The organism is Nostoc sp. JL23, from assembly GCF_017115065.1.
In the GTDB taxonomy this organism is placed as follows: Bacteria; Cyanobacteriota; Cyanobacteriia; order Cyanobacteriales; family Nostocaceae; genus Nostoc; species Nostoc punctiforme_A.
On record NZ_JABXKN010000067.1, the window covers coordinates 62,272 to 80,313 of the forward strand.

9 protein-coding genes are annotated in these 18,042 nt (G+C 41.8%); 6 read left to right on the forward strand and 3 right to left on the reverse strand.

What is annotated here, in order from left to right:
* Window positions 1–204: 204 nt before the first annotated feature.
* The 3 genes from HWQ42_RS13610 (at window position 205) to HWQ42_RS13625 (ending at window position 7,109) form a co-directional block, all read left to right on the forward strand.
* Window positions 205–3,210 carry a diguanylate cyclase gene (locus HWQ42_RS13610; RefSeq protein ID WP_292812793.1) on the forward strand — a complete coding sequence of 1,002 codons (3,006 nt, stop codon included), beginning with the start codon at window positions 205–207 and terminating at the stop codon, window positions 3,208–3,210.
* A gap of 1,100 nt (window positions 3,211–4,310) precedes the next feature.
* Entirely contained in the window at window positions 4,311–5,033 is a 723-nt protein-coding gene (locus HWQ42_RS13620; RefSeq protein ID WP_292812798.1) for a carbonic anhydrase, read from the forward strand.
* Between the two features lie 567 nt (window positions 5,034–5,600).
* Window positions 5,601–7,109: a UbiD family decarboxylase gene (locus HWQ42_RS13625; RefSeq protein ID WP_292730731.1), complete on the forward strand. Its 1,509-nt coding sequence runs from the start codon at window positions 5,601–5,603 to the stop codon at window positions 7,107–7,109.
* 207 nt (window positions 7,110–7,316) lie between these two features.
* On the opposite strand, the gene HWQ42_RS13630 is transcribed toward HWQ42_RS13625, so the two are convergent.
* Window positions 7,317–8,198 (reverse strand): TauD/TfdA family dioxygenase, encoded by an 882-nt coding sequence (locus HWQ42_RS13630; protein ID WP_292812800.1) that lies wholly within the window; start codon window positions 8,196–8,198, stop codon window positions 7,317–7,319.
* A gap of 281 nt (window positions 8,199–8,479) precedes the next feature.
* Between HWQ42_RS13630 and HWQ42_RS13635 the strand changes: the two genes are divergently transcribed.
* Window positions 8,480–9,019: an SH3 domain-containing protein gene (locus HWQ42_RS13635; protein WP_292812803.1), complete on the forward strand. Its 540-nt coding sequence runs from the start codon at window positions 8,480–8,482 to the stop codon at window positions 9,017–9,019.
* A gap of 197 nt (window positions 9,020–9,216) precedes the next feature.
* Here the strand turns inward: HWQ42_RS13635 and rsgA are convergent, their stop codons facing one another.
* On the reverse strand, window positions 9,217–10,278 hold the full coding sequence (gene rsgA, locus HWQ42_RS13640; protein ID WP_292812805.1) for a ribosome small subunit-dependent GTPase A: 1,062 nt from the start codon (window positions 10,276–10,278) through the stop codon (window positions 9,217–9,219).
* 478 nt (window positions 10,279–10,756) lie between these two features.
* Between rsgA and HWQ42_RS13645 the strand changes: the two genes are divergently transcribed.
* Both HWQ42_RS13645 and HWQ42_RS13650 read left to right on the forward strand, forming a co-directional pair.
* Window positions 10,757–13,108 (forward strand): TIM-barrel domain-containing protein, encoded by a 2,352-nt coding sequence (locus HWQ42_RS13645; protein ID WP_292812807.1) that lies wholly within the window; start codon window positions 10,757–10,759, stop codon window positions 13,106–13,108.
* 186 nt (window positions 13,109–13,294) lie between these two features.
* Window positions 13,295–17,284: a PAS domain S-box protein gene (locus HWQ42_RS13650; protein WP_292812810.1), complete on the forward strand. Its 3,990-nt coding sequence runs from the start codon at window positions 13,295–13,297 to the stop codon at window positions 17,282–17,284.
* A 268-nt stretch (window positions 17,285–17,552) separates the two neighbouring features.
* Here HWQ42_RS13650 and HWQ42_RS13655 read toward each other — a convergent pair whose 3' ends face one another.
* Complete coding sequence (locus HWQ42_RS13655) at window positions 17,553–18,038, reverse strand: DUF4168 domain-containing protein (RefSeq protein WP_292812812.1); 486 nt, start codon at window positions 18,036–18,038, stop codon at window positions 17,553–17,555.
* Window positions 18,039–18,042: the final 4 nt, after the last annotated feature.

Genomic DNA, 18,042 nt, shown 5'->3' on the forward strand with positions numbered 1-18,042 from the left:
GATTTAAAGCAAATCCTCAATCAAATTAGGATACTGTCCGATCAAATTCATCAGTCATTTGAACTGAGTACATCCAGCCAAAACCTAACGCCGCAACTAAATCAAAACCTGAAAAACTTGACGGTTCAGCCAAAGTTGAAGTTGACGTCAATACAAAGAACTCTGTATAAGAATTTTAGAGAGTCCATCATAACAAGAACAGCATTGCCGAAGAATATATCAGTTGCAGACTTGATTGCATTTGACCGATTACAAACTCCAATTTGGATTTATGATATTCAAAACTTGCATATGTGGTGGGCAAATCAGTCCGCTGTGCGTATTTGGAATGCTCAAAGTAGAGAGGAATTGCTCAATCGCAACTTCAGTGATATTTCCGAGTCTACTCACACTCGAATGCAAAGCTATTTGCAAGAATTTCAGCAAGGGAAAACCATCACTGAAAACTGGATATTTTACCCAGAAGGAAAACCTGTTTCTGTTCGCTGTCTCTTTTCTGGAATTCAAATTGAACAAGGGCGAATGGCAATGCTGGTTGAAGCAACAACAGAATTTATCAATCAGATTGATCGCAAAACGCTGAGATCGATTGAAGCCCTACGTCACACCACAGTCATGATCTCGCTTTACACAATGGATGGTGTACCTTTGATGCAAAACCCGGCAGCTCTTCGTTGTTATCGGGATACCCTGCACCCTAACTTGTCAGTTGAGAATATTTTCCTGAGTCACTTTGTTGATCCTAATGTTGCGCAACAAGCGATGAAAGCGATTCATTTCGGTGAGATATTCAGCACAGAGGCTCAGGTTTTGACCACTGAGGGGATTCAATGGCATGAGATAGATATACGATGCACTCGCGATCCGGTAACGGGTAACTCCGTCATCCTCGTCAACGAAAAGAATATTACCAAGCAAAAAGCTGCACTACAAGAACGCCAGCGTGCAGAATCAGAATTGCGTTGGCGGGAAGCTTTACTGCGTTCTATGACTGAAAATTCTTTGCTGGGATTCTTTGTTGTTGACAATCGCACCGATGAAATCCTCTATTTCAATCACCACTTCTGTAAAATATGGGGCATTGAACATCTAGAAGCTCAAATGCGCTTGGGTGCTTTAAAAAATAATGACATCATTCCTGACTGTATACCTTTAATTGCCGATGTCCCCGCATTTGCCGAATCTTGTAAACCGTTGCAGTCTGAAGAAAATCGTTGCATGATTGAGGATGAAATCTCATTTGTCGATGGGCGAACGATTCGCCGTTGTTCCAGCCAAATTCGAGATACTTGCGATCAATACTTTGGGCGGTTATACATTTTTGAAGACATCACCCCACGTAAACAAATCGAAGCCGCACTCAAAACCAGTGAAGAAAGATGGCAGTATGCCTTGGAAGGAAATGGCGACGCAGTTTGGGACTTGAATGCTGAAACTAACGAAGTCTTTTTTTCCCGACGATGGAAAGAAATGTTAGGGTTTGCAGAGCATGAAATTGGAAATACTCTCAGTGAATGGGAACAACGGGTTCACTCTGATGATAAAGCGAGGGTTTACGAAGAGATTAGCAAGCATTTATGCGGCGAAACCCAGCAATATGTCAGTGAATATCGGATCGAGTGCAAAGATGGAACCTACAAGTGGATTCTAGATCGGGGTCAAATTTCGAGCCGCGCAGAAAATGGTCTTCCCCTACGGATGCTAGGAACCCATACTGATATTACTGAACGCAAGCGTATAGAAGAAGCACTACGAGAAAGCGAACAACGCTATCGTTCTGTAATTACAGCGATGGCAGAAGGTATTGTCCTCCAGCAATCAGATGGGCGAATTACCACCTGTAATGACAGTGCCGAAAAAATTTTAGGGTTAACAGCCGATCAAATGATGGGGCGAACTTCCACCGATCCGCGATGGCAAGCTATTCATGAAGATGGTAGTTCTTTTCCAGGCGAAACTCACCCCGCCATTGTCACCTTACGCACTGGAAAACCCCAATTTAATGTGATTATGGGAGTTCACAAACCTGATGGCAGCTTGACTTGGATTTCAATCAATTCTCAACCACTGTTTGAATCTGATGAATCAAAACCATCTGCGGTGGTCGCATCATTTACAGATATCACAGTTGGCAAACAGGCACAAATTGCCCTGCAACAGCAAACAGAACGGGAACGCATGGTTTATGCGATCGCTCAACACATCCGCGAGTCTTTAAATTTGGATGAAATCTTAAATACAACTGTTGCTGAAGTTCGGCATTTTCTGCAAACCGATCGCGTTATCATTTATCGCTTTCAGCCAGATTGGAGTGGTGTAATTGTCACGGAGTCTGTAGCAGCAGGTTGGCAATCGATTTTGAATATGGAAATTACAGACAACTATTTTGTCAAAACACAGGGACAGTGCTATCAAGAAAGTACACTTAGAGTCACTCCAGACATCTACACCGCCGGATTTTCTCCTTGTCATATCGAGTTATTGGAAAAGTTGCAAGTCAGAGCCAAGCTAGTCGTACCAATTTTACAAGGCGATCGCCTTTGGGGTCTTTTGGTTGCTCATCATTGCAGCGCCTCGCGTCAGTGGCAACCTTGGGAAAATGAACTGCTTCAGAAATTGGCAACCCAGTTAGCGATCGCTATTCAGCAATCAGAACTTTATCAACAATTGCAGCGTGCCAACCACCAACTTGAAAATATGGCGATGGTAGATGAATTAACTCAAATCGCCAATCGCCGATGTTTTGATAATCGGCTTAATTCGGTCTGGCAATATCTTTTACGAGAACAAGGTTTTGTCTCACTACTTTTATGCGACATTGATTATTTTAAACAATATAACGATACTTATGGTCATGCGACCGGAGATGATTGTTTGCGCTTTATTGCCCAAGCTTTTAAACAAAGTGTCAAACGTTCTAGAGATTTAGCTGCTCGTTATGGCGGAGAAGAGTTTGTTGTCATCTTGCCTAATACTGCTAGTGATGGGGCTTTTTACGTTGCCCAAAAAATTCATCAAGCTCTAGAACAGCTAAATATTCCCCATGCGGCATCGCCTGTGAAGCATCACGTCACCTTGAGTATCGGAATTGCCACAGTGATTCCAACACCCAATATGGTTCCTTTGGATTTGATTGAGGCAGCAGATCAAGCCCTTTATCAAGCCAAAGCAAACGGGCGTAATCGTTCTTGTATCAATCAACTGTCTTAGACTATGTTTGAAAAGTCGTGATTGATGTATCAAATATTTTTTACCCCTCCCTAACCCTCCCCTTATAAAGGGGTGGGGACTGGATTTTCTGGTTTCCCCCCTTTACAAGGGGGGATTAAGGGGGGTGATTAAAATCACAGTTAAACACTTTTCAAACATCCTCTTAGAGAGTGAGCCAATACTTCTCGCTTTGTGCATTTTTAATTCAAAATCGGGTTTTGGGAAAAGGGTACTGGGTTTGGGTTAAAGGTTTTTTCTTTCTCTTTTTCCCCTTAACCGAGAAATATTAGGGAGTGAGCGATGCCTGCGATTCTTGCCACTCTCCGCTAATCAAGTAATTGTTAATATTTTCTAAAGCTTTTTAACTCCTTTCATTTCTTTATTAGTTCTTTATTTTCTGTTTATAAATTAAAGCTATTGGTAGTGAAGCCAAGAGCGAACTACTAGTTTGTGTTTAACTTTTTTAATAAAACAATAATTATATGACAAACTGCCCTTGCTGTTCCAACCAAATGCTTCGTCACATTCGTTTACAAGAAACCTACTGGTTCTGCCGTCACTGCTGGCAAGAGATGCCTAACCTGAGTTTAGATAGGAGTACTTTAAATTTGACTAGAAAAAGTACATCATTAGTCAGAGAACCAATTTCAGTCAACTACAAGCTTTTGACAATGAATGTAAGAACAGAGCTTTGTGCTTGAGTGAATCAGGAAGCAAACACTAGAGGAGCTACGCTTACGCTTTTAGAGGTTGTTTGAAAAGTTTAATTTATTACTACCTCGGCAATTGGAAATCGCGGCTACACAGACAAAACCCTTGTTTTAGATTAGTCTACGGACGTGGACGAAAATTTGTGTATTACCTAATTATATTCGCCCAATACTTTTCAAACATCCTCTTAAATAGCTAGGGGTATCGTCTCAATACTGACTAATAGATTGAAAGATAATATCCTTGTATTAACTGAATTGTATTGGATTTTAATCACTCTAAATCATGCGAATATTAAATGACTCTTAAACCGTGTAATCAGGTACTCTTGCATCTTACTTAAGCCTGATATCTTCTTGGGAACAGCTTTGTTGTTGTCAGGTAGATTGATGAGTCGAATTAATGGATTTGTCGGGCGACGTAATTTCTTGAAATTCGCCAGTGTTGTAGGTATTGCAGCTACTACTTTTGGTGATAGCTTTTGGAATATAGAGCAAACTGCTGTTGCTGATATTCACCCAGTTAACCCTAATTCAATCAGTCCGAATGAAGCCATCAGACGCTTGCTTGATGGTAATCAAAGATTTATCAATCAAAAACGTCAATATCCCGATCAATCACTAGAACACTTACGATTAGTTGCGAAAGCTCAGTATCCCTTTGCGGCCATATTGGGCTGTGCAGATTCAAGAGTACCTGCGGAAATTGTCTTCGATCAAGGACTTGGAGATTTATTTGTCGTGCGAGTTGCTGGTAATGTTGTCAGTGACACGGTTATAGGTAGTCTGGAATATTCTACAGCAGTATTGGGTTCGCAGTTGATTATGGTTTTGGGTCATAGAAGATGCGGTGCAGTAGCAGAAGCAATCAAAAACGAACCACTTCCTGGCAGAATTGGTTTGATTATTGAAGGCATCAAACCATCTGTAGAAAGGGTAAAGTTCAGAACGGGTGATAATATGCAAGACGCAGTTATAGCTAACATTCAGTATCAAACTGAAAAATTGCAAGAAAGCTCAACTATTTTAGCTAAATTGCTCGGTGAAGGTAAACTAAAAATTGTTGGTGCTTGTTACGATATTGACACTGGTAAAGTCAACATTATTACTTGAATATTTCACACCTTTTAAGTGTAGGATTCTTAGTTCAATGATGTTGGAAAAATGTTTGAGTTGATCTACGCTAACGCAAACTCACGAAAATTTAGAAAAAACTTAAAGCTTGTAATAAATAAACCCAGCAGGGACTATATAACAAGCCCGCCTGCCAGGAAGGTATAGTATATTCTGGCCATGTTTGATCGGGTTAACGCTTATTTGTAAAAAATAATTGCGTATCCCTAGATACAATAACTAAATACTTTGGAAAACACAGTTAAGAAAAGTTACTAAATAGGTTAATTTTCAATTAAAACCCAATAGGCTTGGGTTAAGAGTTATTCGATGTAGATAATTGGTCTTTCAAGACGCGATAAATCGCGTCTCTACATAAGGGTTTTGTTTCTCTATCTGAACTGTATTGAATTGAAACCAACAATTTCCCCAATGGGGAGAATAGGGGGGGCAAAGGAGAATGATTGAACAAATTTCTTCTTTGCCTCTTCCCAATGGCCAATCCCCAATGCCCCATAATATAAGAAAGCGCTTCACACTTCTTAAATAATCAGCTTTATTAGAACAATGGCGAGAGACTTGCGGGGATTCATTAAAATTTTGGAAGAAAGAGGACAATTACGGCGAATTTCTGCTTTAGTTGACCCAGACTTGGAAATTGCTGAGATTTCCAACCGGATGCTGCAAAAAGGTGGCCCAGGGTTGTTGTTTGAAAACGTCAAAGGCGCTTCCTTCCCGGTAGCGGTGAATTTGATGGGAACTGTGGAAAGGATTTGCTGGGCAATGAATATGCAGCATCCAGAGGAGTTGGAAACTCTGGGGAAAAAATTAAGTATGCTGCAACAGCCAAAACCGCCGAAGAAGATTTCCCAGGCGATAGATTTTGGGAAAGTGCTGTTTGATGTGGTGAAAGCGAAACCAGGACGAGACTTTTTCCCCGCTTGTCAGCAAGTTGTGCTTCAAGGTAATGATTTAGATTTAAATAAGTTGCCTTTGATACGTCCTTATATTGGTGATGCTGGCAAGATTATCACGCTAGGACTAGTAATTACCAAGGATTGTGAGACGGGTACTCCAAATGTAGGTGTGTATCGCTTGCAACTACAATCTAAAAATACGATGACGGTTCACTGGTTATCGGTGCGGGGTGGGGCGAGGCATTTGCGAAAAGCAGCCGAACGTGGGAAGAAATTAGAAGTTGCGATCGCACTTGGTGTAGATCCTCTAATTATTATGGCAGCAGCTACACCCATCCCTGTAGATTTATCAGAATGGCTGTTTGCTGGACTTTACGGTGGTTCTGGTGTGCAGTTGGCGAAATGTAAAACTGTAGATTTGGAAGTTCCCGCAGATTCCGAATTTGTTTTGGAAGGAACGATTACACCAGGAGAAGTTTTACCAGATGGGCCTTTTGGCGACCACATGGGTTATTACGGCGGCGTGGAAGATTCGCCGTTAATCCGCTTTGAGTGTATGACGCACCGGAAAAATCCGATTTACTTAACAACATTTAGCGGTCGTCCACCCAAAGAAGAAGCGATGATGGCGATCGCACTAAATCGCATCTATACACCTATTCTGCGGCAACAAGTATCAGAAATTGTCGATTTCTTCCTGCCAATGGAAGCTTTGAGTTACAAAGCGGCAATTATTTCCATTGATAAAGCATATCCGGGACAAGCGCGACGGGCGGCTTTAGCGTTTTGGAGTGCTTTACCACAATTTACTTACACCAAATTTGTAATTGTGGTGGATAAAGACATAAATATTCGCGATCCGCGTCAAGTTGTCTGGGCGATTAGTTCCAAAGTTGACCCAGTGCGGGATGTCTTTATTCTGCCAAATACACCTTTTGATACCTTGGATTTTGCCAGTGAGAAGATTGGCTTAGGTGGACGGATGGGAATTGATGCAACTACAAAGATTCCGCCGGAAACAAACCATGAATGGGGTTCGCCTTTAGAATCCGACCCAGATGTGGCGGCGATGGTTGAGAGACGATGGGCGGAATATGGTTTAGCAGAGTTGCAGTTAGGAGAAGTAGACCCAAATTTGTTTGGCTATGATATGAAGTAACCTGTTATAGATAAATACAGTTTAGATAGAGCAACAAAACCCTAATGTAGAGACGCGATAAATCGCGTCTTGAAAGACCAATTATCTACACCAATAACCATTAACTAAAAGTATTGTGTGATAGATAGATAATGCAGTAATAGCACAGCAAGGCTATATCTTACGACAGATATTATTTAAACAAATGAAACCTACTGTAATCAAATCTCAAAATGAAAAAGCTGGAGAACATAGCCTGATATAAATATCTCTTTGATCGTCAGCAAAAGACCTTCTACCATGAAGTATTCTTGTATTATCAATCATTAAAATATCGCCTTTTTGCCACGAAATTTCCGTGGTTATTTTTTCAGCAATCTCATTCAGTTCAGATACAACCTCTTCAGGAATTTCTGAATCATCTTCAAAATTAATAATCTTTGGGTTTAACTGCTTTGTGGGCAATAGACTATTAATAAATACCTGATATTTTCCACATCTGCTAGGGATAATAGCTGGAGAAATGTATTCAAGCAGAATCGATTGATCCTCATTTACTGTCAAATGCGTATTATTTTTCCGACACATTTCTTCTAGCTGATTCAAATCATCTGTTTGGTATTTTTTCTGCCAGTCTTCTTGAGATATCCGAACATTAAATTTTAATTTCTTTTTACTGAATAACTCTTTGGTTGAACTGCTAATTTCATTAAAAAATTGTCTACCATCACATACCGTAGTTTCACCATCTTCTAATGGTGGATTAGCACAGAAAAACCACAGCATAAGTGGGATATTCTGCTGATAATACATTTCTCCGTGCAACTTAATCTCAGATTTAAAATCATTAACGCTTAAAAGAGTCTCATCTCCATTAATTACCCTTCTACTGAATGCACCACCAGCATAATTTATAAAATCGATACTCAAGAGATTGGTAAATTCTTTAAAAATATCAACATCAACATCAAATCCTCTAAAAAGTAAAATTCCATTAGCCTTAAATAAATTAATAATTTCTTCCTTGTCTAATTCTAAAATACTCACATTATCGAGATTATTAATTTCTTGTACTATGCTATCTGATATGGAATGTATTTGATTATTCATATAATTTAATAAATCTTTGTCGAAATTTGAAATTACCGTTGGTGTTAACTATACTGATATTTTAATACTCAATGATGTCATTGTGTTTTATCCATTAGCGTAGGTGTCGCCCGTCGTAGATATCGCAGGACTAAATTTTGTAAAATTAAAAGTGTTATTACAGTACTAAAATCTCTTTGATAGAACTACGTTACAAAGTTAACCATAATTTGTTTATGTATATTCGGAGATATCCATAAGACTCCAGGCTTGGGTACTGATGCCAGAAACTTGAAGAGATTATGACAAAAAAAGTGAAAAATCCAGCATCAAAGTTAGCGATCGGATTGGCATTCAGTTGTATTAGTGTGATACTCAATACTGGTATAGCTAGTGAAATAAGTTTAGCGAAATCAAGTAATTCTCAAAAGTGCGATATTGTTGCCTACGTCACCGATACAGATTCCCAAGGGTTAAATGTGCGCAGTGGTGCAAGTGCAAATAACATCATTATAGGACAAATACCCATTAACGAAACAGTTCATGTTATTGCTGCTGCTGGAAATTGGGTGCAGATTACTAATGCTAGCAATGGTTTTCAAGGAACTGGATGGGTATTTGTGCCAAAGTTAGGCTTAACAACGCGGGGCTACGGTACTAATGGTGTGGATTTCTATGCTAGTAGCAGTCAAAAAAGCCAAAAACTGAGAAGAATTCCTGCTAATACGGCTGTCAAATTGTTAGGCTGTCAGGGAGATTGGGCGCAGGTCGAATATCAAGGTGTTAAGGGTTGGTTGACAAGGAAAGAGCAATGTGGTGCAGCCCTTACTAGTTGTTCTTAGAACCCTTCCCACTGTTTCGTGGAGGAGGCTATGAGAATTACTTTTATATACTTATGTAGTCGCAATATTACCTCGGTTTTTCCTTAACGCTTGATACATATTTCGAAAAAATTAAAGAGTAATTTTTGACATGGTTATTGTCAGAGTTCTGAGAATAACTATGTCACGAATTTAATTTTTAATTCCGCCTTGCGGTACTAGCGCTTGTGATGATTTCGCATAGATTTATGAATCTTCTTCCATCTTTCTTTCTCAACTAATTGCGCTCTCTGGTCTTGTTTGCGGGTCAGGTAGTCGAGTTCTTTTTGTAACTTTTGGTAGCTAAGAAACCTGGAATAATCAAGTTGTCCCTCAGCCAATGCTTGCTGCACGACACAACCCGGTTCGTTATTATGCTGACAATTGCGAAAATGGCATTCTTGCGCCAAGGTTTCGATGTCTGCAAAAGTTTCTTGCAAACCTTCATCACCTGCCCAAATTTGGATTTCCCGCATTCCTGGAGTATCAATAATTAATCCGCCAGTAGAGAGCAAAATCAATTCACGATGAGTTGTCGTGTGTCTACCTCGGTCATCACCTTGCCGCACTGGTTGCACAACTTGGACAGATGCACCTTGCAGTTGGTTGGTGATGGTGGATTTACCAACACCAGAAGACCCTAACAAAGCAACTGTCTGTCCTGGTTGCAAGTAAGGTTTTAAGGCATCCAATCCTTGATGATTGGTGGCACTTAAAACTACAATTGGTACACCCAACGCAACTGCTTTTACTTGGGTTAAATACTCTTCTAGAGAGTTGCACAAATCTGCTTTATTTAACAAAATTACCGGATTTGCACCACTTTCCCAAGCTAGAATGAGATAACGCTCAACTCTTCTTGGGTTAAAATCGCCATCCAATCCTGAGACTAAGAAGACTGTATTAATATTCGCTGCAACAATTTGTTCTTCTGTTTTACTACCCACAGTCTTGCGAGAAAATTTGCTTTTCCTGGGTAAAATCTCGTTGATAGTGGCTCGTCCTTCAGATTCTCTGACACTAATCACAACCCAATCTCCAACGGCGGGAAAATCTTGTGGTTGAGAAGCCTGATGCCGCAATTTACCTGAAACTTCTGCTGAAAGTTCCCCTTGTTCACTATAGAGGGTGTAAGTATTTCTGTATTCAATGGCAACCCTACCAACGCTAAATCCTTGTAAGCGATAGGGTTCAAAGCTGCGAGCAAAAAAGTCACTCCAGCCTAAATAATCCAAATTCATTGATGTTTCCTCGATGTGTGCTACTTGTTTTGCACAAGGTTACACAGAGGAAGACACTTCTATGCAGGAGAACTCCCCGCACCAGAATGTCTGTGAATTCTAGTTTTCATTCCTGTAGAAACGAGGACTGAACAGAATCTCTGCGCCTTGTGTTCTTTGAGTTGGGATGGTCAAAGTAACCCGGACTGCTAGCAACTTAGTCATAGTTCGTCCTCCTTATGTACTACAGTAAATAATCTCCATTACTACATTAGCCTATTCCAGAAAATTCGTTTAAATTATCCAATTTAAACCCTGATGTAGAGACACGATTTATCGCGTCTTGTAAGACCAATGCACAAGTTTGCACATTACAAAAATAATCTTGGTAAAAAATATTTGCTTATCTTTCACCAACTTCTAGCGAAAGAAAGAGTTTGAGGCTGAGTATCTCTGTAATCATGAATGCGGACAAGTGTTTACCTGCTGAATAACTGATATGCCGCAATATTTCGGAAAACTACCCACAACTAACCAACCTTGGACAACTGTTAGCAATGTAAAATCTGTAACTTGGAACAATAATATTGTTAATCTTGACTGTGGCGACTCACACCTTACCATCAGCATACTTACTCCGAATTTAATCCGCGTGCGTTTTACACCGACTGGGGAATTTATGCCTCGCCGCTCTTGGGCAGTGACGTTGGATGATTCAGAATGGGCAATAACACCTTTTGCAGTGCGGGAAACTGAAGCAACGGTCGAAATTGAAACAGAACAGATTCGTGTGTGCGTTCAGCGGGAAAAATGTCGCATCGCCTATTTTGACAAAGCTAATCGTCCCTTTGCTCAAGATGCAGAGATGGGGATAGGTTGGCGGATGGGCGCAGTTGCAGGGTGGAAGGAAATTGCAGCCGATGAACATTTCTATGGCTTTGGTGAACGCACAGGCTTTCTGGATAAACTCAGCGAAGTGAAAACCAACTGGACAACGGATGCTCTAGATTATGATTCACTGACTGATGAAATGTACCAGGCAATTCCATTTTTTATGGCTTTGCGCCCGCAGGTAGGCTATGGCATCTTTTTTAACACCACTTTTTGGAGTCAGTTCGATATCGGTGCTGAACAACCAGGTATTTGGAAGATGGAAACTCGTGGTGGTGAATTGGATTATTACATTATCTACGGCCCCGAACCAGCCCAAATCCTGGAGACTTACACTCAGCTAACTGGGAGAATGCCATTACCGCCGAAATGGGCGCTGGGTTATCATCAATGCCGTTGGAGTTACGAATCAGAAAACGTTGTGCGGGAACTAGCAAAGGAATTTCGTCAACGCCGCATTCCCTGCGATGTTATTCACTTGGATATTGACTATATGCGGGGCTATCGAGTGTTTACTTGGAGTCCTCAACGCTTCCCCAATGCGGCAAAACTCATTAGTGATTTAGCAAAGGATGGTTTTAAAACAGTCACAATTATCGATCCTGGTGTGAAGTATGAACCAGAAGGTAATTATCATGTTTTTGACCAAGGCATAGAAAACGACTATTTCATGCGTAAAGCTGATGGTATGTTGTTCCACGGCTACGTTTGGCCTGAGAAAGCTGTTTTTCCTGATTTTTTACGTCCTGATGTGAGCAACTGGTGGGCTGATTTACACAAAAGCCTAACTGATATTGGTGTGGCAGGAATTTGGAATGATATGAATGAACCTGCCATAAACGATCGCCCTTTCGGCGATGATGGGGAAAAGATTTGGTTTCCCCTAGATGCGCCGCAGGGGGGCAGGGGGGCAGAGGAGAATTTACCTACCTCCACTCATACAGAAGTGCATAACTTGTATGGGTTGATGATGGCTAAAGCTTGTTATGAAGGGTTACAGCGGCATCGAAGTTCAGAGCGATCATTTGTGTTAACGCGATCGGGTTATGCTGGTGTGCAACGCTGGTCTTCTGTGTGGATGGGGGATAACCAATCGTTGTGGGAGCATTTAGAAATGTCTCTGCCGATGCTTTGTAACATTGGACTTTCGGGTGTGGGATTTGTGGGTTGCGATATTGGCGGGTTTGCTGGTAACGCTACAGCTGAATTATTTGCTCGGTGGATGCAGGTAGGAATGCTTTACCCATTGATGCGCGGTCACTCGGCAATGTCTACTGCTCGTCATGAACCTTGGGTATTTGGCGATCGCGTTGAAAATATCTGTCGAGAATACATTAATCTACGTTACCAATTACTTCCCTATATTTATAGTCTTTTCTGGGAAGCAGCAACGACGGGCGCACCGATTTTAAGACCATTATTGTACCACTTCCCTAACGATCCGAAAACCTATAGCCTCTACGATCAAGTATTGCTAGGTGCATCGCTGATGGCTGCACCAATTTACCGCCCTGGAGTTGAGCATCGATCTGTCTACTTACCCGCTGGCACTTGGTATGATTGGTGGAGTGGCGATCGCTATGAAGGCCCGATTCACATTCTTGCTCATGCACCACTAGAAACAATGCCACTGTACGTTCGTAGCGGTGCGATCGTTCCCATGCAGCCGGTCAGCCAATACGTTGATGAATCGCCACTCGACCAGATTCGGTTACGAATTTGGCCTGGTAACAACGAATATCAGTTATTTGAAGATGATGGACAGACAAGCAAGTATCAAGATAATAACTTCTCACTAACAAACATCCGTGTATTTACTCAGGCAAAGCAAACAGTAGTGGAAATTGCAGCAAGAGTTGGAAAGTGGACACCTCCAACGCGAGAAGTGATTGTAGAACTTGTTGGGGTTGGAGAGCAACGGTTTCAAGATGATGGTAAGCGACATAGCCTACAATTCTGAAATACTCGCAAAGGTGATTTTTAAGCCACCATTATTTCCTACTTTAAATTATGCAAGAAAAAATATGCATAGAGGTAGATGAAAAATAAAACAAAGTGTAGCCTAAAATACAAAGAGCATCAATGATTAGATCGTGAGAAATACGTAAGTTTACTACGCTAGATAGATGCGGTTAGAGAACACTCAATGTTAAAGATTAACCGCTTGCGGCTGCAAGATAGATTTAAAATTTCTACAAATGCACTTGTGGCAAGAGTCGCAAGTGCGATCGCTGTTTTTGTTGGTAGCTTGGTATTAGTTGGCTGGTGTCTTGGCATTGAAGTTCTGAAGCGCGGCTTCCCTGGCAGTCCTGCCACAATGAAAGTCAACACAGCGGTTTGTTTTGTGTTGTCTGGTGTGTCACTGTGGCTATTTTTAACAGCAGGGGAGCAGGGGAGCAGGGGAGCAGGAGAGCAGGGGAGCAGGGGAGCAGGGGAGCGGGGGAGTAGGGGGGAAAGAACAACTCAAAATTACCCGCACAGTTCCACAGTTCCCTTGCCCGCACTCACTCTTCTAATCTCTCAGGTTTGTGCAATAGCTGTCACCACAATTGCGGCGCTTACCCTCTGTCAATATCTGTTTGGCTGGAATCTTGGCATTGACGAACTGGTGTTTCGTGATTCGCCAACTAGTATAGCGACATCGCATCCGGGGCGAATGGGGTTGAACACAGCACTGAACTTTATACTGATTAGTGTCGCCCTACAGATTTTGATTCATCTAACAACCCATCGCAGTTATTGGTATGCCCAAATTATCGCTCTGATTGCTACTTTAATTTCCTTTCAGGTGCTGATGGGCTATGCCTACCAAGTGGAAGTTCTCTACGGACTTGCCCCTTATACAACATCAATGGCGTTACATACAGCGGTGTTGTTCCTCTTGCTAAGTATGGGTATTCTGTGGGCGCGGGCAGAATATGGCTTAATGAGGGTAGTTACAAGTGATAGTTACGGCGGCTTACTTGCACGTCGTTTACTAGTTGCCGCGATCGCAGTACCTTTTATATTAGGGTGGGTAATTGTTGAAGGGCAACGAGCAGGACAATACGATCCGGCATTTGCAGTATCGGTGTTTGCGATCGTTCTGATTGTAATTTTTACTATTTTGATTTGGCAAAGTGCCAGGGTTATTGAACGCCTCAGCTATCAACGCGACCTTGCTCAAGAAGCACTGAGAACTTACGAAGCTAAACTAGGGAGTTTTGTAGATTCTAACGTCATCGGTATTCTGTTTGGCGACGTGTATGGCGGTATCCAGCAGGCAAACGACGAATTTCTGAGGATGATTGGTTACACGCGGGAGGATTTGTTAGCAGGTAAGTTAAGTTGGAGCAATATCACACCACCAGAGTATCTATACTTGGATGAGCAAGGTGTTGCCGAAGCCCAAGGAAATACCAACGCTACTTGTACGCCCTACGAGAAAGAATATATTTGCAAGGATGGTAGCCACATCTCGGTTTTAGTTGGTTACGTGCTGCTAGGAGAAAACCGGGAAGAGTCAGTAGCCTTTATCCTCGACTTAAGCGAACGCAAGCAAGCAGAGGCAGAGCAACAAAAATTAGTGTCGGTAGTAGAAAATAGCTCTGATTTTATCGGCATCGCCACCCTTGAAGGTCAATTACTCTACATAAATGATGCAGGTCAAAAGCTGGTAGGTCTTGCTAGCCTTGATGAAGTGAGGCAAAAAGCAGTATTAGATTACTTCATGCCCAAAGACAAAGCCTATTTCCAAAAATATATACTGCCGACTGTGCTATCAGAAGGGCGCTGGCAGGGAGAATTCTGCTTCCGGCATCTCCAAACAGGTCAACCGATACCAGTTGATTACAACATCTTCACCGTTACAGATAAAAACACAGGTCAATTAATTGCCTTAGCAACGGTGACTCGCGACATCAGCCAGCAAAAACAGACCCAGGAACAAATATTACAACTAAACAGGAATCTACAGCGCCGCATTACTGAATTACAAACTTTGTTGGAGGTAATTCCCATCGGAATAGGCATTGCCGAAGATCCAAAATGCCAAAATATCAAGGTCAACCCTGCTTTTGCCAAACAGTTGGGGATATCGTCAGATACAAATGGTTCTCTCAACGCTCCCTTGGACGAAAAACCGACAAGCTTTAAAATCTACCGCGAGGGAAGGGAACTTTCAACAGAAGAACTTCCAATGCAGTATTCTGCTGCTCATGGTGTCGAGGTTCTCAATTGTGAACTCGATGTCGTCCATCAAAATGGCAAAATCGTCAACCTGTTGGAGTACGTTGCACCCCTGTTTGACGAAGAGGGGAAAACTAGAGGAAGCGTTGGTGCATTTTTAGATATTACGGAGCGCAAACAGGCAGAGGAAGTACTCCTAAATCAGCAAAAATGGTTAGAGGATGTGTTAAATATGATGCCAAGACCGTTGCTGTTTATCGAACCAGGAACGGCGCGGGTAACTTTTGCGAATCGCTCTGCTGATGAATTAGCTGGGGGCGAATTTCCCAAAGGTATACCCGCCGAAGATTATCACACAGCTTACTACTATACAGATGCCGCTGGCGATCGCATCCCCAATGAACTTATGCCAGGAGTGCGGGTTGCCCGTGGCGAACGCCTGAATGGATTGGAAGTGGACTGGCACACTCCGGCTGGTGTGCGCTCTCTACTAGTATTTGCTGATACCTTACCAGCAATGCACGGTCATCCGGCTACCTGTATCTTAGTGTTCCAAGAAATCAGCAACCTCAAGGCTGCACAAAAAGCCCTCTCATTAAGTTACAAAAGGCTAAAGCTACTATTTGACACAGCCAACGATTTATTATCGAGTCAGCAACCAGTAGCACTAATCGATAGCGTCTACCAAAAACTAAGAGACCAAATTGGTTTAGATATTTACTTTAACTATTTGGTTGAGGATAACTCTCAGGTAATGCGGCTAGAGTCTTACAGCGGCTTTTCCCAGGAGATAGCAAAGCAAATCGAGTCCTTGGAATTTGCTGAAGCGGTTTGTGGGACTGTCGCCCAGGAGCGTTATGCAATTGCTCTAGAGAATGTGCAGCAATCAATTGACCCGAAAACAGAATTGATTCGTTCTTTAGGGATTACTGCTTATTATGGTTATCCGTTGATTGCCCAAGGACGGTTATTGGGTACTCTTTCTTTTGGCAGCCGCACTCTGTTGAGCTTCACCGACAATCAAAAAGGGATGATGCAAGCAGTATGCGACCAAATAGCGATCGCAATGGAACGGGCTAGTTTAATTGCTTCTTTGCAACAACAAACTGAGCAGTTACAAGAAGCCAACCGGATGAAGGATGAGTTTCTAGGAATATTATCCCACGAATTGCGATCGCCTCTCAATGCCATCCTTGGTTGGGCGCAATTACTGCAACGAAGCAAGCTTAGTGATACCCAAATGGCTAGAGCAACGGAGACAATTGAGCGCAACGCCAAAGCGCAAACCCAGCTAATTGAAGACTTGCTAGATATATCGCGGATGGTTAGAGGCAAGTTACACCTCGATGTCAGTACTTGTAATTTGGTTCCCATCATTGAGTCAGCCATCAAGACTGTTAGTTTAGCCGCCCAATCCAAGGAAATCGATTTGAGATTTTCCCTGAGTCCCTCAAAAGAAACGCGAAATTCAGATTGGGAATTAAGAGTTAATCACGAAAATCTCGAATTTTCAGCAGCACAATCCCAAACCAATCAACATTCACAGGACAGTAAACTGGGTGAAAATTCTCAATATTTAGTTTCTGGGGATGGCGAACGCTTGCAACAAATTATTTGGAATCTGCTATCCAATGCCATCAAATTCACCCCGGTTGGCGGAAGGGTAGAGGTGCAATTGTCAGTAGTCAATGGACAAGAAAAACAACAGACAACAGATAAATATGCCCAAATTCGGGTGATTGATACAGGCATTGGTATCAGTCGTGATTTTCTTCCTTACGTTTTCGATCGCTTTCGTCAAGCTGATAGTTCTAGCACTAGAATCTATGGTGGATTAGGACTAGGATTAGCGATCGTCCGTCATTTAGTAGAATTACATGGCGGTACTGTCCACGCAGATAGCCCAGGTACAGCACAAGGAGCGACGTTTACAGTTAAACTACCACTTCTGAAAACTCCTCCCCAGTAGTCGCCAGCCCTAGTACAACATGGCGGAAATCAACCAATCATTCCAAATCAACGAAACCCTTATGCTGTATTCATTTTTAATTTTTAATTTTTAATTCCACCTTGCGGTACTAGCTATCTAATTGGTATACAAAGAAAATGCTTCAAACACCCGTAAGTGGCATCAACAGATTGCTGCTATCTGTTTCCTTTTCTATATTTGTCATGAATCTTCCTATAGTAATTAACCACTTACTTACCACGTGTTTGGATTTAAGTAGTCCTCCTACTTACCGAGGTTCAGGAGGTTGTTGCAGGCGTAATAAGGTATTGTAAACCTGCCTTTTTAAGATAGTATTATTTTGTAGTTCTATAGTAATTTTGTTGAACTGTTCAAATTTCAAACCATTATCTTCGACAATTTTTTGAGCGTGGTTACAGTAGTTGACTGCAATATCTTGAGCCTTCCTTGGAAGACCATTTATGCTATTAGAATCGTTGCAGACAATATTGGGAATTTCTCCATTGCCTATAAGTTTTTTAATTTCTTCAAAAGCATTTTGACGAGCTGGCTCCATTGCTAGCACGGCTTGAGCGTAACTGTCAATTTCAGTATTGTTAACTATTGGTGGTGGTGGAGTTTGAGCGTCAGCTTTAGAACTCAATGAAAAAGCATTGGAAATGACACCCACAGTAGCGATCGCGCCGAAAAATAACGCTCGCGAAAGAGTTCGCTTTCGGCCAGTTCGGAAAAATAAATCAGAAATTTTCTTCATATAG